This is a genomic window from Motilimonas cestriensis, assembly GCF_021295315.1.
GTDB classification, from domain to species: domain Bacteria; phylum Pseudomonadota; class Gammaproteobacteria; order Enterobacterales; family CBDFNC01; genus Motilimonas; species Motilimonas cestriensis.
Genome location: NZ_JAIMJA010000015.1, coordinates 98,711 through 122,846 on the forward strand (window position 1 = coordinate 98,711; position 24,136 = coordinate 122,846).

A 24,136-nucleotide genomic window follows, 5' to 3' on the forward strand; every position below is an offset into this window, starting at 1 on the left:
TGAATGCCAAGATATTTTCCATCTTTTGCTTGCCTGTTTAATTCATCTAAATCATAGGCTTCCTGAACTTGCTTGGATTTTAAGCAAAATAATGCGACATGGAATCACGATCCCTGCTTGCATTGGTTGAAAACAGCCTTAAAATTAGTATTCGTGGGGAAAAGTGTCATTTTGTGGGAAATTTGATTTATTAGGGGTATATAACACGTGCTACGGGGTGCCCATGCAATCAACCTAGATTCGAAAGGGCGATTTGCAATTCCGACCAAATACCGAGATTGGCTTTCTGATGAATGCCAAGGTCAACTGGTATGCACAGTGGATATCAACTCAACGAGCTTATTACTTTACCCACTCAATGAATGGCTAGAAATAGAAAAGAAATTAAGCAAACTGTCGAGCATGAACCCTCAAGAGCGCAGACTGCAGCGCTTATTGTTGGGATATGCCACAGACTGCGAATTAGATAAAGCAGGGCGGGTATTATTAACTGCACCGCTACGACAGTACGCTGGCCTCGATAAAAAGATGATGTTAGTCGGCCAGCTAAATAAATTTGAACTTTGGGATGATGCTAAGTGGCTGCAGCAAGTTGAACAAGATTTGTTAGCTCAGCAACTCAGTAATGAAGCGCTTTCCGAAGGATTACAGGAATTTTCTCTTTAATGACAACAGCATTTGCCCATACCACCGTTTTATTAGATGAAGCCGTTGCTGGTTTGAATATCCAGCCAGACGGCATTTATGTGGATTGTACTTTTGGTCGCGGCGGTCATTCGCGTCACATATTATCGCAACTTGGCGATACAGGCCGTTTGATTGCAATCGATCGTGATCCACAAGCGATTGCCGTTGGTAATGCGCTGGCCGCAGAAGACTCGCGTTTTCAAATAGTACATGGCCCATTCTCTGGTTTAGCGGATTACATTGAAGAGCTGGGCCTCACTGGGCAAGTTGATGGCGTGCTAATGGACTTAGGTGTTTCTTCGCCTCAGCTTGATGACGCTGAACGTGGTTTTAGTTTTTTACGTGATGGTCCTTTGGACATGCGCATGGATCCCACTTCAGGGATCAGTGCGGCAGATTGGTTAGCCAAAGCGGACGTGGATGACATTGCTTGGGTATTAAAAACTTTTGGTGAAGAGCGTCATGCCCGCAAAATTGCCAGTGCTATTGTGATGGACAGAGTGGAACGTGAACCTTATACCCGCACTAAACCGTTAGCAGAAATGATTGCGCGGGTGAATCCCAGTAAAGAAAAAAACAAACATCCTGCTACGCGCTGTTTCCAAGCTATTCGTATTTATATTAACAGCGAGTTAGAAGAGATAGATAAAGCGTTAATGGGCTCATTAGCGGTATTAAAGCCAGAAGGGCGTTTATCAGTGATCAGCTTCCATTCGTTAGAAGATCGCATGGTTAAACGTTTTATTCGTAATCAAGAAAAAGGTCCAGAGGTACCCGCGGGGCTTCCTCTCACGGAAGATCAGTTGAACCGAGACCGCACACTAAAATCAGTGGGTAAGGCGTTAAAACCCGGCCCGTTAGAGATAGAACACAATCCTCGCGCAAGAAGTTCAGTGTTGCGCGTTGCTAAAAGGTTAGCATGATATTTAAGCCGAGTTTATTGCAGATCGTGGTTAGCGATCTGCTTAAACATAAGTTCACTCTTTTAATTGCCGTTGCCGTGGTTGCCAGCGCTTTTTCAGTGATCTTGGCGACTCATGAAACGCGTTTAATGACCGCAAAACGTGAAATGCTGCGCGGGGAAAAAGATAATTTAGACATTGAATGGCGTAACTTGTTGTTAGAACAGAACGCTTTAGTGGAGCACAGTCGAATTCGTCGTATTGCTAATGAGCAGTTAAATATGCATCGTGCCACCGGAAAATACGAGCAAGTGGTTGAGTTACCATGATAAAACGTAACCCGAAAGCGAAACCTAATTTTATTAACTGGCGCTTTATGACCGTGTCGGTAGTGATAGTTATGGTGTTTTCATCACTATTGGCTCGTGCTGCTTATATTCAAATTATTGAGCCTGACCGATTACAAAAAGAGGGCGATTTACGCAGTCTTCGCACCACTTCAACCCAAGTGCAGCGCGGCATTATTAGTGACCGTAATGGCCAACCCCTTGCTATCAGTGTGCCAGTACAGGCGGTTTGGGCCGATCCTAAAGTGATCCATGAAAAAGGCAGCTTGAGTAATACCAAAGCTTGGCAGGCGCTATCTGATGTTTTGTCTATTGAAACAAATAAACTCATTGAAAAAGTAAAGAACCCAAAAAAGCGTTTCATTTACTTACAGCGTCAGGTCAGCCCTGCAATGGCGCAATATGTTAAGCAGCTAGCCTTGCCGGGGGTTTATTTAAAGCCTGAATCGCGTCGCTTTTATCCAACCGGTGAAATTAGCTCACAAATCATCGGTTTTACTAACGTTGATGATAAAGGCCAAGAAGGCATCGAAAAAACCTACGACGATTGGTTGACGGGGATCCCCGGACAACGCCAAGTGCGCAAAGACCGTCATGGCCGAGTGATTGAAGACATTGCAGTGGTCAAAGAAGCGCAGCAGGCCAAGGACATCACTTTAAGTATTGATCAGCGCATTCAATCCATCGCTTATCGAGCCTTGAAAAAATACGTCAAGCTTAACAAAGCCACTTCTGGCTCTGCCGTCGTAATAGATGTTACCAACGGTGAAGTGTTGGCCATGGTTAACTCGCCTTCATTTAATCCTAATAACCGTGGCCAATATCAAAGCTTTCGGGTGCGCAATCGCGCCATCACTGATACCTTTGAGCCGGGCTCCACGGTGAAGCCATTTGTTATCGCCAGTGCATTGATCAATAAAGTAGTAGAGCCAGATGACATTATTGATACCTCTCCTGGGTGGATGCGCATTGGTGGCCGCCGCGTAGCGGATCATCGTAATTACGGCAAAATGGACCTAACCATGATATTGCAAAAGTCGAGTAATATCGGGGTGAGTAAATTAGCGTTGGAGCTTACCGCACCGCGTTTGCAAGCCACTTTTGCTGATGTTGGTCTTGGCTCTGATACGGGCATAGGTTTAATTGGTGAAACATCCGGTGTCCTGCCCATGCGCCGGCGTTGGTCTGACTTTGAATTAGCCACCATGTCATTTGGCTATGCCATCACCGCGAACACACTGCAACTGGCGCAAGCTTATGCGATTTTGGCTAGCGGCGGCGTGAGTTATCCTCTTTCTATGATTAAGCGTGACGAAAAGCCGCAAGGTGAGCAAGTCATTCCAAGAGAAACGGCGTTACAAGTGATTAGCATGCTTGAAAGTGTGACTAAATTAGGCGGCACGGGAACTCAAGCACAAGTGGAAGGTTATCGCGTGGCTGGCAAAACCGGAACTTCTCGTAAAGCGGTGGCCGGTGGCTATGGCGATGACTATGTCGCGGTGTTTGCCGGGGTTGCACCAGTATCTAACCCTAAACTAGCGATTGCGGTGATAGTGAATGAACCAAAAGGCGATCGCTATTATGGTGGCGATGTTGCTGCACCAGTATTTGCTGAAGTAATGGACGGCTCGTTGCAGCTGTTGAATGTTGCCCCCGATGATAAAGAAGTTCGTTTAAGTCGTCATCAACCGATGGCGCAGGAGCAATAAGATGCAGTTATCTGATTTAATACATTCACTACCTGACTCGTTGGCTGCGCTTAACATTAAGGGGATCTGCCTTGATAGTCGAAAAGTGACCAAGGGCGACTTGTTTATTGCTATTGCGGGATCGCAACAAGATGCGTCCGCCTTTGTACCACAAGCGATTGCCAATGGCGCCGTCGCGGCATTGGTGGAAACAGATAAACCCGAGCTTGATCGTCATCAGATGACCCAAGAGCAGGCCGAGCCAGTTGTTTATGTTTACCAATTAGGCCAGCAAGTATCAGCCATTGCAGGGCGCTTTTACCTGCATCCAGCCGATAATATGTCATTAATTGGCGTCACAGGAACCAACGGTAAAAGCACTATTTGCGCGCTTATCGCTAATTGGCTGACTTTACTTGGCGCCAAAGCTGGCATGCTCGGCACATTAGGTAATGGCCTGTTTGGTCAGCTTCGCCAAGGTTTAAATACCACGGGAAGCCCGATTGAAATCCAGCATGAATTGCAAAAAATGCACGAGCAAGGTGCTAGCCATGTGGCAATGGAAGTTTCTTCTCACGGATTAGTACAAAACCGAGTGACAGCGCTGCCATTTAATACCGCCATTTTTACTAATTTAACCCGTGATCATTTAGATTATCACCGCACCATGGATGCCTACGGCAAAGCGAAGAAACAGTTATTTGAGTTTGCTAGCTTGCAGCACAAAATTATTAATGCGGATGACGCAATAGGGCAAGCTTGGTTAGCGAAAATGCCTGATGCCGTTAGCGTTGGCTTCCATAAGCCGATTGCTCATCAAGGCCGTTTTTTGCAAATTATTGACGCGCAATATCTGAGTAATGGCATCCAATTCACTTTTGACTCGAGCTGGGGCGAAGGGCAAATTAGCGCGCCACTTTATGCCAAATTCAATGTGTCTAATTTAGCTTGTGCATTAGTTGCGCTGTTATGCCAAGGGTATGAATTGTCTGAATTAGTGCCTCAGGCACCGCAATTAGATGCTGTCGATGGTCGTATGGCATATATCTCTGCGCCAAATAAACCTGCTTTTGTGGTGGATTATGCGCATACCCCAGATGCACTCGCGCAAGCGCTGCAAGGCTTAAAGCTACACTGCGAGAGCAAGCTTTGGCTGTTATTTGGCTGCGGCGGTGATCGCGACAAGGGTAAGAGACCAGAAATGGCACAGGCCGCGCAAGCTTACGCCAATCAGATTATCGTGGTGGATGACAATCCACGAACAGAAAGCCCAACGGCCATTGTGGAAGACATTTTAGCGGGCTTTACCACGACAGAGAATGTTCAAGTGATCCATGATCGCAAGCAAGCGCTTTCTTACGCTTTGACTCATGCCGATGTAACGGATGTGATTTTAGTGGCAGGGAAAGGCCACGAAACGTACCAAATTATAGGTTATGAAACCTTGTATTACAGCGATCGTGAAGCGATCGAAACTTTATTAGTGGGTGAATCATGTACTGTTTAGTGACAGTTAATGTCATCTCATATTTATTAGTAGGTAAATCATGATCCGTTTAAATCTTACTGAGATTGCAGCTGCGGTTGATGGGCAACTAAATGGTGATAACTGCGTTATTAGCAATGTCACTACCGATACGCGCCACATTAGCGTGGGTGACTTATTTATTGCCCTAGTGGGCGCTTCGTTTGATGGCCACGAGTTTGCATTACAAGCCAAGGCGTTGGGGGCTGCGGCACTGATCGTTGAACGTGAAGTCGATTGCGGTTTACCCCAGATTATTGTGGCAGATACGCTACACGCTCTAGGCGCATTAGGCGCTTATGTGAAAGCCCAAGTGAACCCTAAAACCATTGCTATAACAGGTAGTAACGGTAAAACCACCACTAAAGAAATGGTGGCCGCTATTTTAGGTTGTGAAGGCCAAGTGCTGGCAACGGCAGGCAACTTTAATAATGAAATCGGGGTGCCATTAACCTTACTTCGCCTAACCCATGAACATCAGTTTGCGGTGATTGAATTAGGTGCGAATCATAAAGGTGAAATTGCCTACACCAGTTCATTAGTCAAACCTAATGTTGCCTTGATTAATAACGTAATGCCGGCGCATATTGAAGGTTTTGGCTCTATTCAAGGGGTCGCGCAAGCTAAAAGTGAAATCTTCTCTGGTTTACAAGATCACGGCGTTGCCATTGTTAATGGTGACAGCGAATACCTTGGCTATTGGCAACAGCGAGTTAAAGATAAGTCGTTGAAATGGTTTTCAACTCAAGATCAAAATGCACACGTATTTGCCAGTAATATTCAGCTTGATCAGCAAGGGTTAGCATCCTTTATGTTGCATGCTCCGCAAGGTGAGCAACAAATTAGCCTACCAGTACCGGGCTTACATAATGTTGCCAACGCCCTTGCTGCTGCCAGTTTGTGTTTAGAGTTAGGTATTAGCTTGGCGACCATCGCGACCGGTTTTGGTCATATGCAATGTGCTAAAGGCCGGCTAAATGTGCTGCAAGTACGCGATGGCTTAACTGTTATCGATGATACCTACAATGCTAATTTGGCCTCGGCTAAGGCGGCTATCGATTTACTTAGTATTTACCCCGGGAAGCAAATCTTTGTGGTTGGCGACATGGGAGAGTTGGGCGACGAAGCGCGTATTTATCATCAAGAGCTCGGTGAATATGCCCTAGCTAAAGGCATTACCGCGGTGGCTGCGGTAGGGGTATTAAGTTTAAACACCGCTGAAGGCGCGGGCGCTATTGGCCATTATTTTTCCGAGAAGTCAGCCTTATATACTTGGTTAGACGCTCAGTTACTCTCTCAAGATCAAACCATTAGCATATTAGTGAAAGGTTCACGCAGTGCCCATATGGAAGAAGTCGTTGCATTTTTAAATCAAAGTCAAAAGGCACAAGCATGTTAGTTTGGTTGGCGGAGCAGTTAACTGCCCAATTTTCGTTTTTTAATGTTTTTTCATACCTGACTTTTCGTGCGGTTATGAGTGTATTAACGGCGCTAGTGGTGTCATTGTGGATGGGGCCTAAATTGATTCGTCGATTGCAAATGATGCAAATTGGACAAGTTGTGCGCCACGATGGCCCAGAATCGCACTTTAGTAAACGTGGTACACCAACCATGGGCGGGGTGTTAATTGTTGCAGCGATCGCCGTTTCCACCTTGCTATGGGCTCGACTTGATAATAGTTACATTTGGGTGCTGCTATTTGTGCTGTTTAGTTTTGCGGCTATCGGCTTTGTTGACGACTACCGTAAGGTAGTGCACAAAAATACCGACGGATTAATTGCGCGTTGGAAGTATTTTTGGCTTTCTGCCGCGGCGCTCTCGGTGGCAGCCTTTTTATATTTCACCGCGAACAGTGATGGTCAAACTCAGCTTGTTGTACCTTTTTTTAAAGAGGTGATGCCACAGCTAGGCTTGTTTTTTATTATTTGGACTTACTTTGTCATTGTTGGCAGTAGTAATGCGGTGAACTTAACTGATGGCCTTGATGGCCTTGCTATCATGCCAACTGTCATGGTAGCGGCAGCGTTTGGTATTATTGCCTATCTTACCGGCAACGCGAATTTTTCTTCCTACTTATTTATTCCTCACATTCCGCAAGCGAGTGAGGTATTAGTAGTTTGTATGGCTATTGTGGGGGCGGGATTAGGCTTTTTATGGTTTAACACTTACCCCGCGCAAGTGTTTATGGGGGATGTAGGTTCGCTTTCCTTAGGGGCATTACTCGGTACCATCGCGGTACTGGTGCGTCAAGAGATTCTTTTAGTGATCATGGGCGGGGTATTCGTCATGGAAACGCTGTCGGTGATTTTGCAAGTTGGCTCTTATAAACTGCGCCGCCAACGAATTTTCCGCATGGCACCAATCCACCATCATTATGAGTTAAAAGGTTGGCCTGAGCCGCGCGTGATAGTGCGTTTTTGGATTATCACCTTGGTGTTGGTTCTCGTGGGCTTAGTAACGTTGAAGTTACGCTAATCAATAAAGGTTAACGGAAGTTGAATATGAAACAGCAAAATGTAGTTATTTTAGGTTTAGGTATAACAGGATTGTCCTGTGTTCACTATTGCCTAAAGCAAGGCGTTTTGCCTGTTGTGATCGATACCCGCGCTCAACCTCCGGGGCAAGATCAGCTTCCTGACCATGTCACCCTTTATGCGGGTGAAGTCCCACAAACGGTTCTTAATCAAGCCGATTTAATTGTGGCAAGCCCAGGGATTGCACTAGCGTCACCAGCACTAACAGAAGCGGCCGCGGCGGGCGTTGAAATCATCGGTGATATTGAGCTGTTTGCCCGCGCAGTGAAAGCGCCGGTGATAGCCATTACAGGTTCTAATGGTAAAAGTACCGTGACCAGCCTCGTGGGGGAAATGGCATTGCAAGCTGGTGTTAACGTGGGAGTTGGCGGTAACATCGGTGTACCAGCACTATCTTTACTCGAACAAGATTGCGACTTATACGTACTTGAGCTGTCTAGTTTTCAACTCGAAACCACCCATAGTTTGCAGCCCTGTATTGCTACGGTATTGAACGTAACCGAAGATCACATGGATCGCTATGACTCCTTTGATGCCTACCGCCAAGCTAAGTTAACCATCTATCAAGGTGCTGAGCAGGTATTAATCAACCGTGATGACCCACTGACATTCCCTGAAAAAACGTCTGCGCAGTTAGTGTCTTTTGGCACCGATGCCGAGTCGGATTATGGTTTACTCGCCACTGAACGGGGCCTTGGCCTGACTTATTGTGGTGAGGTATTGGTTTATGCTGATGAATTAGCCCTTTCAGGCCTCCATAACATCGCTAATGTACTAGCGGCGTTAGCCCTTGTTGATGCGGCGGGCGTTGATCGCCAAGCCGCACTTCGCGCCGCGAAAACCTACACTGGATTGGCGCATCGCTGTGAGTTTATTAAAGAGGTGAACGGCGTTCGTTGGATTAACGATTCGAAAGCCACTAATGTCGGAGCGACCTTAGCGGCCATTGATGGTTTAGCGCCAGTGATCCAAGGGAAACTGCACCTGATTGCCGGTGGTGATGGTAAAGGCGGTGACTTTTCACCGTTAAAAGAAGCTTTTGAACAACAAATTGCCAGCGTAGTTTGCTTTGGTCAAGACAAGCAGCAGATTGCCAGCTTAAACAGCAAATGTGCGGTGGTGAATGATTTAGCTGAGGCGGTGGCTTATTGCGCCAAAGTGGCACAGCCGGCAGATTGGGTATTGTTATCGCCAGCATGTGCCAGTTTAGATATGTTTACTAACTACATGGCTCGCGGCGATGCCTTTCGCGCGTTGGTCGAGGAGTTGCCATGTCACTAAGCAGCTTTAAAAGCTGGCTTTTTCCAGCGACCACAAGCAGCTTATATGATCGCCAGTTGTTGGTGTTGGCGCTCAGTTTAATTGTGATTGGGATGATCATGGTGGCTTCGGCGTCGATTCCTGAAGGCATTGCAATCAACAACGACCCAATGATGTTTGTAAAACGCCATGCCATTTTTGCTTTTGCCGCCTTAGTGGTTGGGGCGTTGGTATTAATGCTGCCAGTGAGTTTTTGGCAAGAAAACAGTGGCCGATTTTTGTTGCTGGCTATTGTGATGCTGATTGCGGTGTTGGTTATCGGTCGCAGTGTTAATGGGGCAGTGCGCTGGATTGGCATCGGGCCGATAAATATTCAGCCTGCTGAATTTGCTAAGTTTGCCTTGTTTGCCTACTTGGCAAGCTATTTGGCGCGTCGTAAGCAAGAGGTACAAGAAACCCTAAAAGGCTTCTTCAAGCCTTTGATAGTGCTGTTTGTATTAGCTGTTTTATTACTATCGCAGCCGGATTTTGGCTCGGTGGTGGTGATGATGGTAACCACTATTGGTTTATTGTTTTTGGCGGGCGCTAAGCTGGGTCAATTTATCGCGATTTTTATCACTGGGGTGTCAGCTGTGATCTTGTTGATCGTGCTTGAGCCTTACCGGATGCGCCGTGTCACTTCGTTTTTAGACCCTTGGCAAGATCCTTTTGGTAGTGGCTATCAATTAACACAATCTTTAATGGCATTTGGCCGGGGTGGCTGGTTTGGCCAAGGCTTAGGTAATTCAGTGCAAAAGCTTGAGTATTTACCTGAAGCTCATACCGACTTTGTATTTGCCATTTTAGCCGAGGAAATGGGCTTTATTGGCGTAGTTGTAGTGCTGAGTTTATTACTTTGGTTGGCGATTAAAGCGCTATTAATCGGCAAAAAAGCCTTACAGCACGATCAGCTTTACAGTGGCTATTTAGCTATGGCGATTGGCATTTGGTTTAGTTTTCAAACCGCGGTGAATATTGGCGCAGCTGCGGGGATTTTACCAACCAAAGGACTGACCTTACCTTTGGTAAGTTATGGTGGCTCGAGTTTATTAATGATGGCGCTGGCGGTGGCTGTTTTACTTCGGATTGATTATGAATTTCGCCGTGATACTAGCCAAGCGCGAGAGGTAAAGCATGACAAATAATGCTGTTAAGAAAACATTGTTAGTGATGGCAGGTGGCACTGGTGGACATGTGTTCCCTGGCATTGCGGTTGCCAAAGAGTTAGCGCAGCAAGGCTGGCATATACACTGGCTGGGCACAGCCGACAGAATGGAAGCGCAACTGGTTCCACAGCACGGTTATAACATTAGCTTTATCGATATTGCGGGTGTGCGTGGTAATGGGTTAAAGCGGTTAGTGTTAGCGCCATTTAGAATTGTTAAATCTATCCTACAAGCGCGTCAGGTATTAAAAGAACAGCAGCCAGATGTGGTGCTTGGCATGGGTGGATTTGCTAGTGGCCCGGGCGGCATCGCGGCTTGGTTGGGTGGTGTGCCGTTAGTTCTTCATGAGCAAAATGCCGCCGCGGGAATGACCAATCGCATTTTAGCGAAGTTTGCCAAGCGGGTTTTAGCTGCGTTTGCCAATACGGTAAATTTACCTAAAGCAGAGCGAGTGGGCAACCCGGTGCGTCAAGAAGTGGTCGCCCTAGGCAAGCAGTTATTATCAGAGCCAAGCTTGCCGCTAAATATTTTAGTGGTGGGTGGTAGCTTGGGGGCCAAGGTATTAAATGATACTTTGCCGCAAGTTTTAGCCCATTTACCAGATGGCAGTGTTCAAATTAGGCATCAGACCGGCAGAGGAAACAGTGATCGTGTCAAGCTGGCTTATGCTGAGTCTTATAGCCAAGCAGCCACCACTATCGATGTGTCCGATTTTATCGACGATATGGCGCAAGCTTATCAGTGGGCTGATTTTGTGGTTTGTCGCGCGGGTGCGTTAACCGTCTCAGAGTTAGCGGTCGCGGGCGTTCCTGCTATTTTTGTGCCCTTACCCCATGCTGTCGATGACCATCAAACCAAAAATGCTTTGAGCTTAGTAAACAATGGCGCCGCTATCTTAATGCCACAAACTGAGTTAACCGCGAGTGCTCTCGCTAACGAAATATACAATTTTACCCAGCAGCCAACGCAATTGCTTGAAATGGCAACTAAAGCGCGCGAACAAGGGATTGTGGATGCGACCTTGCGTGTGGCTGCAATATGTAATGAATTAACCGAGAAGAAGTAATGATTAACGTTGAACTAGATAAAATTAGAGCCATGATCCCTGAAATGCGTCGCGTAGAGCATATCCATTTTGTGGGTATTGGTGGTGCAGGTATGGGCGGCATCGCCGAGGTGTTACTGTATGAAGGTTACAAAATTACCGGCTCTGATATTGGTGAAAACCAAGTTGTGCAACGTTTACGTGGCTTAGGCGCGAGTATTACCATTGGTCATGGTGCTGATAATATTGCGGGGGCGTCTGTGGTGGTGGTATCAACAGCTATCGATAAACAAAACCCTGAAATTATTGCGGCGCAAGAATTACGTATTCCGATCGTGCGCCGCGCCGAGATGCTAGCCGAGTTAATGCGCTACCGCCACGGTGTTGCGATTGCCGGCACTCACGGTAAAACCACCACAACCAGCCTAATCGCCAGTATTTATGGTGAAGCCGAGCGAGATCCTACCTTTGTTATTGGTGGCTTGCTTAACAGTGCTGGCACTAACGCAAAATTAGGGGCCAGTCGTTACCTTATTGCAGAAGCTGATGAAAGTGATGCATCATTCTTGCACCTGCAGCCAATGGTCTCTGTGGTGACCAATATTGAAGCTGACCACATGGATACTTACCAAGGTGACTTTGAGGTGTTGAAAAACACCTTTATTGAATTTTTACACAATCTGCCATTTTACGGTGTGGCGGTATTATGTATTGATGACGAAGTTGTCGAGTCACTACTGCCTCGCATCGGTCGCCATTATGTGACTTACGGTTTTTCGGATGTAGCCGATGTGCGAATTTCTGATTTTGTGCAAACCGCAAGTTCATGTCAGTTTAATGTTCATCGCAAAGACAAAGAGCCACTGGCTATCTCCTTGAACCTACCGGGTCGTCATAACGCCCTTAATGCGGCAGCGGCGATAGCGGTAGCCTGTGAAGACAATATTGAAGACGATGCGATTCTAGCGGCGCTAGAGAAATTTGCTGGTATTGGTCGTCGCTTTGAACATTATGGTGAGTTTGAAACGGGCAAAGGCAAAGTTATGCTGGTGGATGATTATGGTCATCACCCTAGCGAAGTATTGGCGACTATCAAAGCAGCAAAAGCGGGCTGGCCAGAGCGCCGTTTAGTGATGGCTTACCAGCCCCATCGCTTTACTCGTACGCGCGACTTATATGAAGATTTTGCTAATGTGCTGTCGCAAGTTGACCAGTTAATTTTACTTGATGTTTACGCCGCGGGTGAGCAACCCATTCCGGGGGCCGATAGCCGCGCTTTATGCAGAACCATACGTCAACGAAGTGATAAAGAGCCCATTCATGTCCCCACGGTGCAAGAGTTGCCTGCGGTGTTAGCCGACATAATGCAAGACGGCGATCTGGTTTTGACGCAAGGGGCTGGCAATATTGGTGGTGCGGTAAAAGAATTAGCCGAATTTGAGTTGAATGTTGCAGCAATGAAGCGCTCTGCAATGGTAGATTAGCGACTATTACTCATATTTATTCAGGTTTGGATGTTTTATTGTGCTTTGACGCAGTAATTACATTGAACCCAGAACAATGCTCGATATAATGCAGCGTTTACAGGCTTTTTTGAAGTAGAAACAAAGCGTAATTTGTGTTCATAACATCGGTAGAAGGGAAGTGAGTGGCTGAACGTGTCGCTAAGCAAAAAAAAAGCCGTGCTGATGTGGCCACTGAATCTGATTCAGCGGTGCCGCATTCACAAAGTCGTGCTGCATTTTTCGCTGGCTTATTGTTCTTTTTACTGGTGGTAGTTGGGTTATATTGGACGGGTTTGACTGTGGCGCAGTGGCTGACAGATCAAAAGAGATTACCCATGAGCGAGCTGATAGTACTCGGTGAGCGCCAATATGTGAGTGATGATGAAGTTCGCCAAGTGCTGTTGGCTATTCCTGATTCACAAAATTTTTTCACCTTAGATGTGGCGCAATTACAAGAGAACTTAGAATCGCTGCCTTGGGTTTACTCTGCGTCAATACGTAAGCGCTGGCCAGATAGATTAAAAGTGTTTTTACAAGAGCAAACAGTGAGTGCGTATTGGAATGAAGAAGACTTGTTAAATAAGCAAGGCGAGGTTTTCAATGCACCACAAGACAAAATAACCGAACAGTTGGTGTATTTATACGGGCCAAACCAAAGTTCGGTAGAAGTATTAGAAGTATATAAACAGCTAGAAAGCTTGCTGATGCTGAATGGCTTTAATATTGAAGCCCTTGAACTGACCCATCGCTACGCATGGAATATACAGCTTAAGCAAGGCATTGAGTTAAAACTTGGCCGCGAACAACGAGTCGATAGAGTACAACGATTTATTGATATTTATCCTTTACTGGATGCTGAAAAAGTAGCTTATGTCGATTTACGTTATGACACCGGCGTAGCAGTAGGATGGAAACCAAAAAGAGAGCCAGATGACCAAAGCAACGGATAAAAAATTAATAGTTGGCTTAGATATAGGTAGCACGAAAGTTGCTGCCCTGATCGGTGAGGTTTTACCCGATGGCGAGTTAAATATTATTGGCATGGGAACGCATCAGTCTAAGGGCATGGACAAAGGTGGCGTGAATGATCTGGACTCGGTGGTCAAGTCTGTCGAGCGCGCATTGCGTGAAGCAGAGTTAATGGCAGATTGTCAGATTTCTTCAGTCTACTTAGGTATCTCAGGCAAGCATATTAGTTGCCAAAACGAAATTGGCATGGTGCCCATTTCTGATGAAGAAGTGACTCAGGATGACGTTGACAATGTGATCCACACCGCTAAATCGGTGCGGATCCGCGATGAACATCGAATTTTACACGTGTTGGCGCAAGAGTTTGCCATTGACTATCAAGAGGGCATTAAAAACCCCGTTGGTTTATCCGGGGTGCGGATGCAGGCCAAGGTGCATTTGATCACCTGTCATAACGACATGGCAAAAAATATTGTGAAAGCAGTCGAACGATGCGATTTAAAAGTTGACCAACTTATTTTTTCTGCGCTGGCTTCAAGCTATGCCGTGTTAACTGAAGATGAAAAAGAATTGGGTGTATGCGTGGTCGATATCGGCGGCGGCACCATGGATTTAGCAGTATTCACCGGAGGTGCACTGCGTCATACTGCCGTGATCCCTTACGCTGGCCATGCGGTGACCAGTGATATTGCTTATGCCTTTGGTACGCCGCCGTCAGATGCGGAAGTAGTAAAGGTAAAATATGGCTGTGCGATGGGCTCATTAGTCAGTCGTGAAGACACCATTGAAGTGCCAAGTGTCGGCGGGCGACCCGCGCGTAGCCTACAACGGCAAACACTGGCAGAGGTGATTGAGCCTCGTTATAGCGAATTATTAGGCTTGGTAAAGCAAGAGCTTGATAAGCTACAAGAAAAGTTAAAAAAGCAAGGGGTTAAACACCAGCTTGCAGCAGGCGTTGTGCTGACAGGAGGTGCGGCGCAAATTGAGGGCTTAGTTGAGAGTGCTGAAGTGACTTTTCAATCTCAGGTTCGAGTAGGCAAGCCACTCAATGTTAAAGGGTTAACGGAGTATGTAGACTCACCAGTTTTTTCAACCGTGGTTGGATTACTACAGTATCAAAAGGCAAACCAGATCACCACTTGGCAAGAGAAAGAGCAGAGCCAAGGGGTTGGTTCATTCGTTAAGCGAGTGCATAGCTGGTTTAAAGGCGAATTTTAAATTTTTTGCGAACAGGCAAAGGTAAACGGAGAGAGAGTTATGTTTGAAATAATGGACAGTCATGCAGACGAAGCTGTCATCAAGGTCGTTGGTGTAGGTGGCGGCGGTGGCAATGCTGTTGAACATATGTTGACTCAAAACATTGAAGGTGTTGAGTTTATTTCGGTGAATACTGATGCGCAGGCACTGCGTAATTCAAATGCAGGGACCACATTACAAATTGGCTCTGGTATCACCAAAGGCTTAGGTGCGGGCGCTAACCCAGAAGTGGGTCGTGAAGCTGCACTGGAAGACCGTGAAGCCATTAAAGAATTACTTGAAGGTTCAGATATGATCTTTATTGCTGCCGGTATGGGCGGTGGTACGGGTACCGGAGCTGCCCCAGTAGTAGCAAGTATCGCTAAAGAGCTTGGCATTTTGACCGTAGCGGTGGTGACTAAGCCATTCGCTTTTGAAGGTAAAAAGCGCTTAAGCTATGCCGAGCAAGGTATTGAGCAATTAGCGACGGAAGTGGATTCATTAATCACCATTCCAAATGACAAGCTACTAAAAGTATTGGGCCGTGGTATCAGTTTATTGGACGCGTTCAAAGCAGCTAACAACGTCTTATTTGGCGCCGTGCAAGGTATTGCTGAGTTGATTACTCGCACTGGTTTGATCAACGTGGATTTTGCCGACGTACGCACCGTAATGAAAGAAATGGGTACGGCAATGATGGGTACCGGTGTGGCTCGTGGCGACGACCGTGCTGAAGAAGCGGCGGATGCAGCTATTTCTAGTCCATTGCTAGAAGATGTCGACTTAGCAGGTGCGCGCGGTATTCTAGTGAACATCACTGCTGGTTTTGATATCACCATTGAAGAGTTTGAGACAGTCGGTAATGCAGTGCGTACATTCGCATCTGAAAATGCCACTGTGGTTGTTGGTGCGGTAATTGACCCAGAGATGTCTGATGAGCTACGCGTAACCGTTGTTGCTACGGGGATTGGCGGTGAGCGTAAGCCAGATATCACATTGGTTAACCCTAAGCCAGCTGCGCGTGAAACAGCAGTTAATACAGCGGTTGTTAATGAGTCGTCTTCTGCTGCGGTACAGCAACAAGCGGTTGCTAAACCAGCTGAAGAGCCAAAAGCGAAACCTGCTGCAGAAGCCAAATCGGACATTGACTATTTAGATATTCCTGCTTTTTTAAGAAAACAAGCAGACTAAATAATCATCATATTTGGAAATTCCGTGACATGTGTTAACATGTTGCGTAATAACGCGTGAAATACAGTCTATTATCGAGTATGGCCCCTACAAAAGTAGGCGTTTATCTATATATCGAATACTGGGTGATGACGCTATTATTTATACGACTGTGTTGAAATACGGAAGACTCAATGATTAAACAAAGAACATTAAAACAGAGCGTACAAGCAACTGGTATTGGCCTGCATTCGGGTAATAAAGTCACTATGACTTTACGTCCTGCTCCGGCTAATACTGGGATTGTTTATCGTCGGGTCGATTTAGATCCTGTGGTAAGCATTAAAGCCACAGCGCAGGCAGTGCAAGAAAGCATGCTATGTACTTGTTTAGTGAATGAGTCTGGCGAGAAAATCTCAACAGTTGAGCATTTAAGTGCTGCTTTAGCGGGCTTAGGTATCGATAATATTGTGATTGACGTGGATGCACCGGAAATTCCAATTATGGATGGTAGCGCGAGTCCTTTTGTGTTCTTGCTACAATCTGCAGGCATTGAAGAGCTTAACGTTGCGAAGAAATTTATCCGCATTAAAAAGCCTGTTCGCGTAGAGGATGGGGATAAATGGGCGGAGTTAAACCCGACGAAAAAAGGGTTCCGTTTAGATTTCGCGATCGATTTTGCTCACCCTGTGATTGAAGGGCAAAACCAACACATTGTCAGTGAGTTTTCTGGTCCTTGGTTTTTAAAGCAAATCAGCCGCGCACGTACCTTTGGGTTTATGCGTGACGTAGAGTATTTGCAATCTAACAACTTAGCACTAGGTGCGAGTTTAGATAATGCGATTGGCTTAGATGATTACCGAGTGCTAAACGAAGATGGTCTTCGTTATGAAGACGAATTTGTTAAACACAAAGTACTGGATGCCATTGGTGATTTGTACTTAGGTGGCTATACCATTTTAGGTGAGTTAAAAGCCTACAAAACCGGGCACGCTCTGAACAATAAACTGTTGTGTGCGTTGTTAGCAGATCAAACTGCATGGGAAATGGTAAGTTTTGAACAAGAAGCGGAAGAGGCGGTGACATATCTATCGCCTGTGCTTGCTTAACTAATTGTTTTAGCTAAAACAATTAGCAATAAATAAACTGCGTTTGATTTAATTAGGCTAATAATTCTAGACTAATTTTCATTATCTGTACTGGCTCGTCTCTCTGTAGCCAGTGCAGCTAATCTTTCTAGCTTTTCCTTCAGTTTCCCCGATGCATGTTCAGCAGCTCCTAAGATATAGCCCGCTGAAGTTTCTGAGATCCTTCTAGGGTTGGCTTTGAATTGAACCGGTTCGTTGACCTTAGCCGTTACTTTTTTGGCTAACTCGGGATTGATCTTAGCTTCAATGCTAACCAATGCCGGAATGCTCTGACGTAGGTCGGATAAAATATCGCTGCGCTTTTGATTGAATTTGGTTAACCAAACCGCGCTGGAAACGGCTAGGTATAAGGTTCCAGTTCTGAAATTTGCGATCTTGCAATGTTTAATCTGGTGTTGTTCCAACACACTTTGTAGTACCCTGTCGAGCGCTGATAATTGATCGGCTCGCTCTTTCAATTTTCTGAAATTAGAGTCAGAAGCCAGTTTGGTAAGTGGACAAGGATGATTTTTACGCATCTTATTTAAGATCTAATCGAGTAGTATAACCATGAGTGTAACAGTTATTTACGCCGGTCAGAAACATCGGCACAGCATAGTGATAAAGCTCAAATGGATTTGGTTTTTATTAGTGCTATTTGCCTTTATCACCGCGATGGTTGGACATCGTCTCTACGACGGCTATTCTGCCACACTAATGCAATATAAAATTGCCAGTATTACCGGTAATTTAAGCAAAAAAAACGAGCAACTTACCCGCTTAAAACAAGAGTCTGACCAACAGCTAATAATGTTGGCGACAAAAGTGGGCGAGCTACAAGCGCAAGTTAGTCGCTTGAATGCATTGGGCGGCCGCTTAGCTGAGCAAGCAGAATTGGAAGACGGCGAGTTTGATTTTTCCCAGCCGATGCCGATGGGCGGTCCTATTTCTGATAACGATCTCGTGCTCAACGTTGACCTAAAAACACTGACTCAGCAAATTGAAGAAGTGGCTTTTGAAATAAAAACTAACGAAGAACAGATGCAACTACTTGAATCTGTGTTAATGAATCACCATATCTCTGATGACAGTTTCATTTTTGGTATGCCAGTTAAAGGCAAGGCCTACGTTTCTTCGTTGTTCGGTGTTCGCAGCGACCCATTTACTGGGCGGGCGCGTTACCACAAAGGCGTCGACATCGCAGGGCGTAACGGAATGCCTATCACCGCTACGGCGGCGGGTATTGTTAGCTGGGCCGGAACCAAGACAGGTTATGGCAAATTAGTTGAGATAAATCATGGCGATGGATTTATTACTCGTTATGCTCATGCTAAAGCCGTTAACGTCGCTGAAGGTGATGTTGTTAGTCGTGGCCAAGTCATTGCTTTAATGGGTACGACAGGACGTTCAACGGGGCCTCATGTGCATTACGAAGTCCTAAAAGATGGCGTACAGGTTAATCCGCGTAAATATATTTACCGAAAAGCCAGTTAGACCAAGCACAAATTAGAAAATAACTTTCTTGCCAGGGATTGAGCAAGCTTTAATGATTAAAACGCGAGAGTTGATAGATGTTTAACAAAATAATAACCAAAATCATCGGCAGTAGAAACGACCGACTTCTGAAAAAATTAAGTAAAGTTGTTAAACAGATCAATGATCTAGAAGAACAATTTCAAGGCTTTAGTGATGCAGAGTTGCGCGCTAAAACGCAAGAGTTTAAAGATGCCTTTCAGCAAGGCAAAACCTTAGATGAGCTGCTACCAGAAGCGTTTGCCGTTGTTAGAGAAGGTTCAAAGCGTGTATTTGGTATGCGTCATTTTGATGTGCAGCTACTCGGCGGCATGATTCTACATGACAACAAAATTGCAGAAATGCGTACCGGTGAAGGTAAAACCTTAACAGCAACTCTTCCAGCTTACTTAAACGCCATTACTGGCAAGGGCGTGCACGTTATTACCGTGAACGACTACCTAGCCAAGCGTGATGCTGAATGGAACCAGCGTTTATTTGAATTCCTCGGTTTAACGGTCGGTATCAACCTATCGGGTATGACGCCAGATGAAAAACGTGCCGCTTATGCTGCTGATATCACTTACGGTACCAATAACGAATTTGGCTTTGACTACTTACGTGACAACATGGCATTTGAGCCTGCTGCTCGTACCCAGCGTGAACTTTACTACGCGGTAGTAGACGAAGTGGACTCAATTTTAATTGATGAAGCACGTACGCCATTGATTATTTCTGGTCCAACAGAAGGCAACCAAGAGCTTTACCAGCAACTTGATAAAGTTATTCCGATGTTGGAGCAACAAGAGAAAGAAGATACTGAAGACTACGTGGGTGAAGGTGACTACACCGTTGATGAGAAGAGTAAGCAAGCTTTCTTAACTGAGCGTGGCCAAATTAAAGTAGAAGAAATTTTACAAGAGCGCGGTATTTTAGAAGACGGCGCGTCATTGTTTGCCGCTTCAAGCATTTCTGTATTACATCATGTTAATGCAGCGCTGCGAGCTCATACTCTATTTGAAAAAGACGTTGACTACATTGTTAGTCCAGACAACGAAATTGTTATTGTTGATGAGCACACTGGGCGTACTATGCCCGGTCGCCGTTGGTCTGAAGGCTTACATCAAGCTGTTGAAGCCAAAGAAGGCGTTAAAATTCAAAACGAAAACCAAACACTGGCATCCATTACCTTCCAAAACTACTTCCGCTTATATGAAAAATTAGCCGGTATGACAGGTACGGCTGATACAGAAGCGTTTGAATTCCAAAGCATCTATGGCTTAGAAACGGTGGTAACGCCAACTAACAAACCGATGATTCGTAAAGACATGGGTGACTTAGTATATTTAACCACCATGGAAAAATACGAAGCCATCATTGTCGACATCAAAGAATGTGTAGAGCGTAAGCAACCTGTACTGGTTGGTACAGTATCGATCGAAAGCTCAGAAATCTTATCTAAGCTGCTGACAAAAGCCAAAATTAAACACCAAGTATTGAACGCTAAGTTCCACGAAAAAGAAGCGGAAATTGTGGCTCAAGCGGGTACCCCTGGCGCGGTCACCATCGCAACGAACATGGCAGGTCGTGGTACCGACATCGTATTAGGTGGTAACTTGCAAGTGCGTTTAGCTGACGCTGAAGAACAAGGTGCAACGCCAGCACAGCTAGAAGAGATTAAAGCGGATTGGCAAAAAGTACATGACGCGGTATTGGAAGCCGGTGGTTTACATATTATCGGCACTGAGCGTCATGAATCTCGCCGTATTGATAATCAGTTGCGTGGCCGCTCTGGCCGTCAGGGCGATCCGGGGTCAAGCCGCTTCTATTTATCAATGGAAGATCCTCTCATGCGCATTTTTGCCTCAGATAAAGTCTCAGGCATGATGAAAAAACTGGGCATGGAAGAAGGCGAAGCGATTGAGCACCCATGGGTATCTCGCGCCATTGAAAACGCACAGCGTAAAGTCGAAGGCCGTAACTTCGATATGCGTAAATCGTTACTTGAATTCGATGACGTTGCTAACGACCAACGTAAGGTTATCTACGAGCAACGTAATGAACTCATGGATAGCGGTGATATCTCAGAAACTATTGAAGTGATTTGGGGCGATGTGGTTAGTAACACCATTGATCAATATATTCCACCTCAATCGCTGGAAGAAATGTGGCAGGTCGCTGATTTAGAAGCGCGCTTGAAAAACGACTTTGCACTCGACCTACCGTTGCAAGAGTGGCTAGATAAAGACGACAAACTTGATGAAGAGAAGTTGCGTGAACAAATTCTGGATCAATCTCGTCTGGCTTACAAAGCCAAACAAGAAGTGGTTGGTCTTGAAGTCATTCAAAACTTTGAAAAAGCGGTAATGCTACAAACCCTTGACGGTTTGTGGAAAGAGCATTTATCAGCGATGGACCACTTACGTCAAGGTATCCACTTACGTGGTTATGCGCAGAAGAATCCAAAGCAAGAGTACAAGCGCGAATCGTTTGAGCTATTTACTGAAATGCTAGAAAACCTTAAACACGATGTAGTGGCTATTCTAGCGAAGGTGCAAGTGCAAACTCAGAACGACGTTAATGCAGTAGAAGAGCAACGTCGCCGTGAAGCTGAGGCGCAGCAACGAGCCCAAGCTTATCAACACGAAAGTGCTCACAATCAACTAGCGGATGCTGTAGCAGAAGATCAAGCAGAGCAAGGCGCAGAGACATTCGTGCGCGAAGAGCCAAAAGTAGGCCGTAATGAACCTTGCCCATGTGGCTCGGGTAAAAAGTACAAGCAATGTCACGGTAAATTAAGCTAAGCGCTCTAGCGGCTAAGATCGCAGAATGACTTCTGCTCCTACAGGGTGAGATCTCTCTTTCGTAGGAGCAGAATTTATTCTGCGATACATTCTATGAAATATTCACAGATGCAGATGCGAACATTGCAATACCATCATCGCAGAACCACTTCTGCTCCTACGTTACCCCATTAGGCCATTATGAAACGTATCCATGTCGCCGCTGGCATCATTATCAACTCCGAGCAACAAGTATTAATCAGCCGTCGTCTTGACCATCAACATCAAGGTGGTAAATGGGAGTTTCCCGGTGGCAAGGTAGAAGCTAACGAAACCCCCGAGCAAGCATTGATACGTGAGCTGCAAGAAGAAGTTAATATCCAGGTTAGCAGCGCTCGCTTGTTTGACTCTATTAGCTTTGATTATCCTGACAAGCAAGTACTATTGGACTTTATGATTAGCACTGATTTTAGTGGTGAGGCGCAAGGCCTTGAAGGCCAAGAAGTGCGTTGGGTGGCTAAAGCAGACTTGCCGAATTATACCTTTCCCGATGCTAATCGGCCGATTGTCGATAAACTGTTAGCGGATTAGTCGCATGTTTATTCTCGGTCTAACCGGTGGTATTGGCTCGGGTAAATCAGCCGCTAGTAATATTTTCAAAGCATTAGGCGTGGCGGTAGTGGATGCCGATGTTGTCGCTCGTGAAGTGGTGATGCCGAGTTCGGCTAGCGGCGCACTCTCTCAAATTGCAGCGCATTTCGGCCAACACATTCTATTGCCCGATGGTCAGCTTAACCGTGCCAAGCTACGTGAAAAAGTTTTTGCCGATGTCACAGAGAAGCAATGGCTTAATAACTTATTACATCCATTAATTCGCCAATCTCTACTCTCTCAATTGCAAGCTTGCAAAGGTGAATACGCTATTTTAGAAGCGCCATTACTGATTGAAAATGACTTGTTGAGCTACATTGATAAGCTGGTTATTGTTGATGTGCCAGAAGATGTACAGCTAAAGCGCGCGATGGCCAGAGACAACAACTCCAAAGCGCAAATTGAATCTATTATGGCGGCGCAAGTCTCCAGAGCCCAGCGTTTAAAACTCGCAGATTACGTGTTAGATAATTCCGCTGACGTTAACGCACTGGCGCAGCAGGTTAAAGACTTACATCAAGTGATACTGTCACAAGCATGAACTGAAATTAATCCACATAACACTCAACATTTTGTCACTTAAGCGCTAAACTTTGATTTTTCCAACAGCTTGAGGATTTTTGTACCTGAATGGTCATTTTCGAACATCCACTTAACGAGAAAAGCAGAAGCTATTTACGCCTAGAGTATATCTTTGGCCAAATAGCCAAGAGTCGACATTTAACTGCGTCCAGCGATCCAGAAGCCTTCTTTAAAGGCATACTCGATCTGCATGAGTTGATGGAGCGCTGCGAAATACGCGGTGACTTAACGAAAGATCTCGAGAAACACCTAGAGTCTGTTAACCACTGGGCCACTATTCCCGGTGTTGATTTAAACCGTATTCACCTGCTGCAAGAGCAATTGAGTAAATTTATTTACCAACTGCCAAGGCTGAGTCGTATCACCCAAACCCTTAAAGAAGATCGCTTTTTGTCCGCGGTGAGGCAGCGTTTTTCAATTCCAGGTGGTTTATGCAGCTTCGATTTACCTCAGTTGTATTTTTGGCTTAACTTATCGGAAGAAGAAAAAGCGGCTGACTGTAAGCGCTGGCTTGCCGACTTCCAGCCCCTTATTGGTGCCTTACAGCTTAATTTGAAACTGAGCCGCGATAGTAGTCATTTTAATAATGAAGTAGCTAAGAATGGCTTCTATCAAGATAATGCGGATAATGCCGATATGATCCGTATTAAAATATCGCCGATGTTAGGTTTTTATCCCACCGTAAGTGGTCATAAAAGCCGCTTCGCCATTCGTTTTTTACCCCATGGCGATGAACAAGCCCAAGATATCCCCTTCCAAATTGCGAGTTGTTAGTTATGTCGATCACCAAAGTAAATTGTCCCACCTGCCAAGCGGAAGTTATTTGGCAACCTGAATCTGAATTTCGCCCATTTTGCAGCGAACGTTGTAAATTGATTGATTTAGGCGAGTGGGCTGCGGAAGAAAAACGCATTGCCGGTGAGCCAGCATTTGTGCCAGAAAAACAAGATCTTGATGATTAATAAATCAGTAGGAGCAGAGCTTGCTCTGCGAATATCACAAATTCCCTGAGCAAGCTCAGGTCCCACAAAAAACACGAATCAACAAGTTCAACATACAAGGAGCGCCAGTCATGGCGCGATAAACCTTCCATCTGTGATGTGTTTTTGTGATTATGCTTAAACTCATCGCAGAATAAATTCAGATCCCACAATGTATTTGCACTAGGTGGGAGATGTATGGACTCCTCCCCACGCGGGAGATGCGGTATAAATAAAGTGACGAAAAATTACTTTACCAAGGGAGTCCATACATGAAGAAATCTAACTTATTCGCCATCGATTGACCTGGTCAACTGAATTCGGTCACCCTAGTTAAGTTCGTTAAGCTACTTCTTTTACCGACTTATCCATACGTTCAAATTCATTAGGACTTTGATAATTTAGGTATGAATGCATCCGCTGGCTGT

22 protein-coding genes are annotated in these 24,136 nt (G+C 45.5%); 21 read left to right on the plus strand and 1 reads right to left on the minus strand.

Features of this window, described 5'->3' with window-relative positions; genetic code table 11:
• The first annotated feature begins 207 nt into the window (after positions 1-207).
• From mraZ to lpxC, 15 genes are all read left to right on the plus strand, one after another.
• On the plus strand, positions 208-666 hold the full coding sequence (gene mraZ, locus K6Y31_RS14880) for a division/cell wall cluster transcriptional repressor MraZ (RefSeq protein ID WP_233053743.1): 459 nt from the start codon (positions 208-210) through the stop codon (positions 664-666).
• Complete coding sequence (rsmH, locus tag K6Y31_RS14885; protein WP_233053744.1) at positions 666-1,610, plus strand: 16S rRNA (cytosine(1402)-N(4))-methyltransferase RsmH; 945 nt, start codon at positions 666-668, stop codon at positions 1,608-1,610. The genes mraZ and rsmH overlap by 1 nt, the downstream gene beginning before the upstream one ends.
• Positions 1,607-1,918, plus strand: a complete 312-nt coding sequence (gene ftsL / locus K6Y31_RS14890) for a cell division protein FtsL (RefSeq protein WP_233053745.1) — start codon at positions 1,607-1,609, stop codon at positions 1,916-1,918. Before rsmH ends, ftsL begins: the two co-directional genes overlap by 4 nt.
• Complete coding sequence (locus tag K6Y31_RS14895) at positions 1,915-3,645, plus strand: penicillin-binding transpeptidase domain-containing protein (RefSeq protein ID WP_233053746.1); 1,731 nt, start codon at positions 1,915-1,917, stop codon at positions 3,643-3,645. The genes ftsL and K6Y31_RS14895 overlap by 4 nt, the downstream gene beginning before the upstream one ends.
• Before the next feature lies 1 nt (position 3,646).
• On the plus strand, positions 3,647-5,131 hold the full coding sequence (gene murE / locus K6Y31_RS14900) for a UDP-N-acetylmuramoyl-L-alanyl-D-glutamate--2,6-diaminopimelate ligase (protein ID WP_233053747.1): 1,485 nt from the start codon (positions 3,647-3,649) through the stop codon (positions 5,129-5,131).
• Between the two features lie 40 nt (positions 5,132-5,171).
• The gene (locus K6Y31_RS14905; protein ID WP_233053748.1) at positions 5,172-6,548 is read left to right on the plus strand and encodes a UDP-N-acetylmuramoyl-tripeptide--D-alanyl-D-alanine ligase; all 1,377 of its coding nucleotides are present in this window, start codon (positions 5,172-5,174) and stop codon (positions 6,546-6,548) included.
• Complete coding sequence (mraY, locus tag K6Y31_RS14910) at positions 6,542-7,624, plus strand: phospho-N-acetylmuramoyl-pentapeptide-transferase (RefSeq protein ID WP_233053749.1); 1,083 nt, start codon at positions 6,542-6,544, stop codon at positions 7,622-7,624. Before K6Y31_RS14905 ends, mraY begins: the two co-directional genes overlap by 7 nt.
• A gap of 26 nt (positions 7,625-7,650) precedes the next feature.
• On the plus strand, positions 7,651-8,964 hold the full coding sequence (gene murD / locus K6Y31_RS14915; protein WP_233053750.1) for a UDP-N-acetylmuramoyl-L-alanine--D-glutamate ligase: 1,314 nt from the start codon (positions 7,651-7,653) through the stop codon (positions 8,962-8,964).
• Positions 8,955-10,127: a cell division protein FtsW gene (gene ftsW, locus K6Y31_RS14920; RefSeq protein WP_233053751.1), complete on the plus strand. Its 1,173-nt coding sequence runs from the start codon at positions 8,955-8,957 to the stop codon at positions 10,125-10,127. The genes murD and ftsW overlap by 10 nt, the downstream gene beginning before the upstream one ends.
• Positions 10,117-11,214 carry an undecaprenyldiphospho-muramoylpentapeptide beta-N-acetylglucosaminyltransferase gene (gene murG, locus K6Y31_RS14925; protein WP_233053752.1) on the plus strand — a complete coding sequence of 366 codons (1,098 nt, stop codon included), beginning with the start codon at positions 10,117-10,119 and terminating at the stop codon, positions 11,212-11,214. Before ftsW ends, murG begins: the two co-directional genes overlap by 11 nt.
• On the plus strand, positions 11,214-12,677 hold the full coding sequence (gene murC / locus K6Y31_RS14930; RefSeq protein ID WP_233053753.1) for a UDP-N-acetylmuramate--L-alanine ligase: 1,464 nt from the start codon (positions 11,214-11,216) through the stop codon (positions 12,675-12,677). The genes murG and murC overlap by 1 nt, the downstream gene beginning before the upstream one ends.
• Positions 12,678-12,841: 164 nt before the next feature.
• A complete protein-coding gene (locus tag K6Y31_RS14935; RefSeq protein WP_233053754.1) occupies positions 12,842-13,648 on the plus strand; it encodes a cell division protein FtsQ/DivIB in 807 nt (268 codons plus the stop codon).
• A complete protein-coding gene (gene ftsA / locus K6Y31_RS14940) occupies positions 13,629-14,885 on the plus strand; it encodes a cell division protein FtsA (protein WP_232799899.1) in 1,257 nt (418 codons plus the stop codon). Before K6Y31_RS14935 ends, ftsA begins: the two co-directional genes overlap by 20 nt.
• A 39-nt stretch (positions 14,886-14,924) precedes the next feature.
• Positions 14,925-16,094: a cell division protein FtsZ gene (gene ftsZ / locus K6Y31_RS14945; protein ID WP_233053755.1), complete on the plus strand. Its 1,170-nt coding sequence runs from the start codon at positions 14,925-14,927 to the stop codon at positions 16,092-16,094.
• 173 nt (positions 16,095-16,267) lie between these two features.
• Entirely contained in the window at positions 16,268-17,182 is a 915-nt protein-coding gene (gene lpxC, locus K6Y31_RS14950) for a UDP-3-O-acyl-N-acetylglucosamine deacetylase (protein WP_233053756.1), read from the plus strand.
• 71 nt (positions 17,183-17,253) lie between these two features.
• Here lpxC and K6Y31_RS14955 read toward each other — a convergent pair whose 3' ends face one another.
• A complete protein-coding gene (locus K6Y31_RS14955) occupies positions 17,254-17,739 on the minus strand; it encodes a DUF721 domain-containing protein (RefSeq protein WP_233053757.1) in 486 nt (161 codons plus the stop codon).
• Between the two features lie 31 nt (positions 17,740-17,770).
• Here K6Y31_RS14955 and K6Y31_RS14960 point away from each other — a divergent pair, with 31 nt between their 5' ends.
• From K6Y31_RS14960 to yacG, 6 genes are all read left to right on the plus strand, one after another.
• Complete coding sequence (locus K6Y31_RS14960) at positions 17,771-18,694, plus strand: M23 family metallopeptidase (protein ID WP_233053758.1); 924 nt, start codon at positions 17,771-17,773, stop codon at positions 18,692-18,694.
• A 77-nt stretch (positions 18,695-18,771) separates the two neighbouring features.
• Positions 18,772-21,516 (plus strand): preprotein translocase subunit SecA, encoded by a 2,745-nt coding sequence (gene secA / locus K6Y31_RS14965; RefSeq protein ID WP_233053759.1) that lies wholly within the window; start codon positions 18,772-18,774, stop codon positions 21,514-21,516.
• 177 nt (positions 21,517-21,693) lie between these two features.
• Positions 21,694-22,086, plus strand: a complete 393-nt coding sequence (mutT, locus tag K6Y31_RS14970) for an 8-oxo-dGTP diphosphatase MutT (RefSeq protein ID WP_233053764.1) — start codon at positions 21,694-21,696, stop codon at positions 22,084-22,086.
• 4 nt (positions 22,087-22,090) lie between these two features.
• The gene (coaE, locus tag K6Y31_RS14975) at positions 22,091-22,687 is read left to right on the plus strand and encodes a dephospho-CoA kinase (RefSeq protein ID WP_233053760.1); all 597 of its coding nucleotides are present in this window, start codon (positions 22,091-22,093) and stop codon (positions 22,685-22,687) included.
• Positions 22,688-22,776: 89 nt separating this feature from the next.
• Positions 22,777-23,502 carry a cell division protein ZapD gene (gene zapD / locus K6Y31_RS14980; RefSeq protein WP_233053761.1) on the plus strand — a complete coding sequence of 242 codons (726 nt, stop codon included), beginning with the start codon at positions 22,777-22,779 and terminating at the stop codon, positions 23,500-23,502.
• A gap of 2 nt (positions 23,503-23,504) precedes the next feature.
• On the plus strand, positions 23,505-23,690 hold the full coding sequence (gene yacG, locus K6Y31_RS14985) for a DNA gyrase inhibitor YacG (protein WP_233053762.1): 186 nt from the start codon (positions 23,505-23,507) through the stop codon (positions 23,688-23,690).
• The last annotated feature ends 446 nt before the right edge of the window (positions 23,691-24,136 follow it).

What these genes read in the sequence shown, in the direction of transcription:
- K6Y31_RS14955 (WP_233053757.1), bottom strand. Translation starts at nt 17,739, where the DNA reads ATGCGTAAAAATCATCCTTGTCCACTTACCAAACTGGCTTCTGACTCT.
- rsmH (WP_233053744.1), top strand. Translation starts at nt 666, where the DNA reads ATGACAACAGCATTTGCCCATACCACCGTTTTATTAGATGAAGCCGTT.
- murG (WP_233053752.1), top strand. Translation starts at nt 10,117, where the DNA reads ATGACAAATAATGCTGTTAAGAAAACATTGTTAGTGATGGCAGGTGGC.
- murD (WP_233053750.1), top strand. Translation starts at nt 7,651, where the DNA reads ATGAAACAGCAAAATGTAGTTATTTTAGGTTTAGGTATAACAGGATTG.
- yacG (WP_233053762.1), top strand. Translation starts at nt 23,505, where the DNA reads ATGTCGATCACCAAAGTAAATTGTCCCACCTGCCAAGCGGAAGTTATT.
- secA (WP_233053759.1), top strand. Translation starts at nt 18,772, where the DNA reads ATGTTTAACAAAATAATAACCAAAATCATCGGCAGTAGAAACGACCGA.
- zapD (WP_233053761.1), top strand. Translation starts at nt 22,777, where the DNA reads ATGGTCATTTTCGAACATCCACTTAACGAGAAAAGCAGAAGCTATTTA.
- K6Y31_RS14960 (WP_233053758.1), top strand. Translation starts at nt 17,771, where the DNA reads ATGAGTGTAACAGTTATTTACGCCGGTCAGAAACATCGGCACAGCATA.
- ftsL (WP_233053745.1), top strand. Translation starts at nt 1,607, where the DNA reads ATGATATTTAAGCCGAGTTTATTGCAGATCGTGGTTAGCGATCTGCTT.
- murC (WP_233053753.1), top strand. Translation starts at nt 11,214, where the DNA reads ATGATTAACGTTGAACTAGATAAAATTAGAGCCATGATCCCTGAAATG.
- ftsZ (WP_233053755.1), top strand. Translation starts at nt 14,925, where the DNA reads ATGTTTGAAATAATGGACAGTCATGCAGACGAAGCTGTCATCAAGGTC.
- murE (WP_233053747.1), top strand. Translation starts at nt 3,647, where the DNA reads ATGCAGTTATCTGATTTAATACATTCACTACCTGACTCGTTGGCTGCG.
- coaE (WP_233053760.1), top strand. Translation starts at nt 22,091, where the DNA reads ATGTTTATTCTCGGTCTAACCGGTGGTATTGGCTCGGGTAAATCAGCC.
- lpxC (WP_233053756.1), top strand. Translation starts at nt 16,268, where the DNA reads ATGATTAAACAAAGAACATTAAAACAGAGCGTACAAGCAACTGGTATT.
- ftsW (WP_233053751.1), top strand. Translation starts at nt 8,955, where the DNA reads ATGTCACTAAGCAGCTTTAAAAGCTGGCTTTTTCCAGCGACCACAAGC.
- K6Y31_RS14905 (WP_233053748.1), top strand. Translation starts at nt 5,172, where the DNA reads ATGATCCGTTTAAATCTTACTGAGATTGCAGCTGCGGTTGATGGGCAA.
- mraY (WP_233053749.1), top strand. Translation starts at nt 6,542, where the DNA reads ATGTTAGTTTGGTTGGCGGAGCAGTTAACTGCCCAATTTTCGTTTTTT.
- ftsA (WP_232799899.1), top strand. Translation starts at nt 13,629, where the DNA reads ATGACCAAAGCAACGGATAAAAAATTAATAGTTGGCTTAGATATAGGT.
- K6Y31_RS14895 (WP_233053746.1), top strand. Translation starts at nt 1,915, where the DNA reads ATGATAAAACGTAACCCGAAAGCGAAACCTAATTTTATTAACTGGCGC.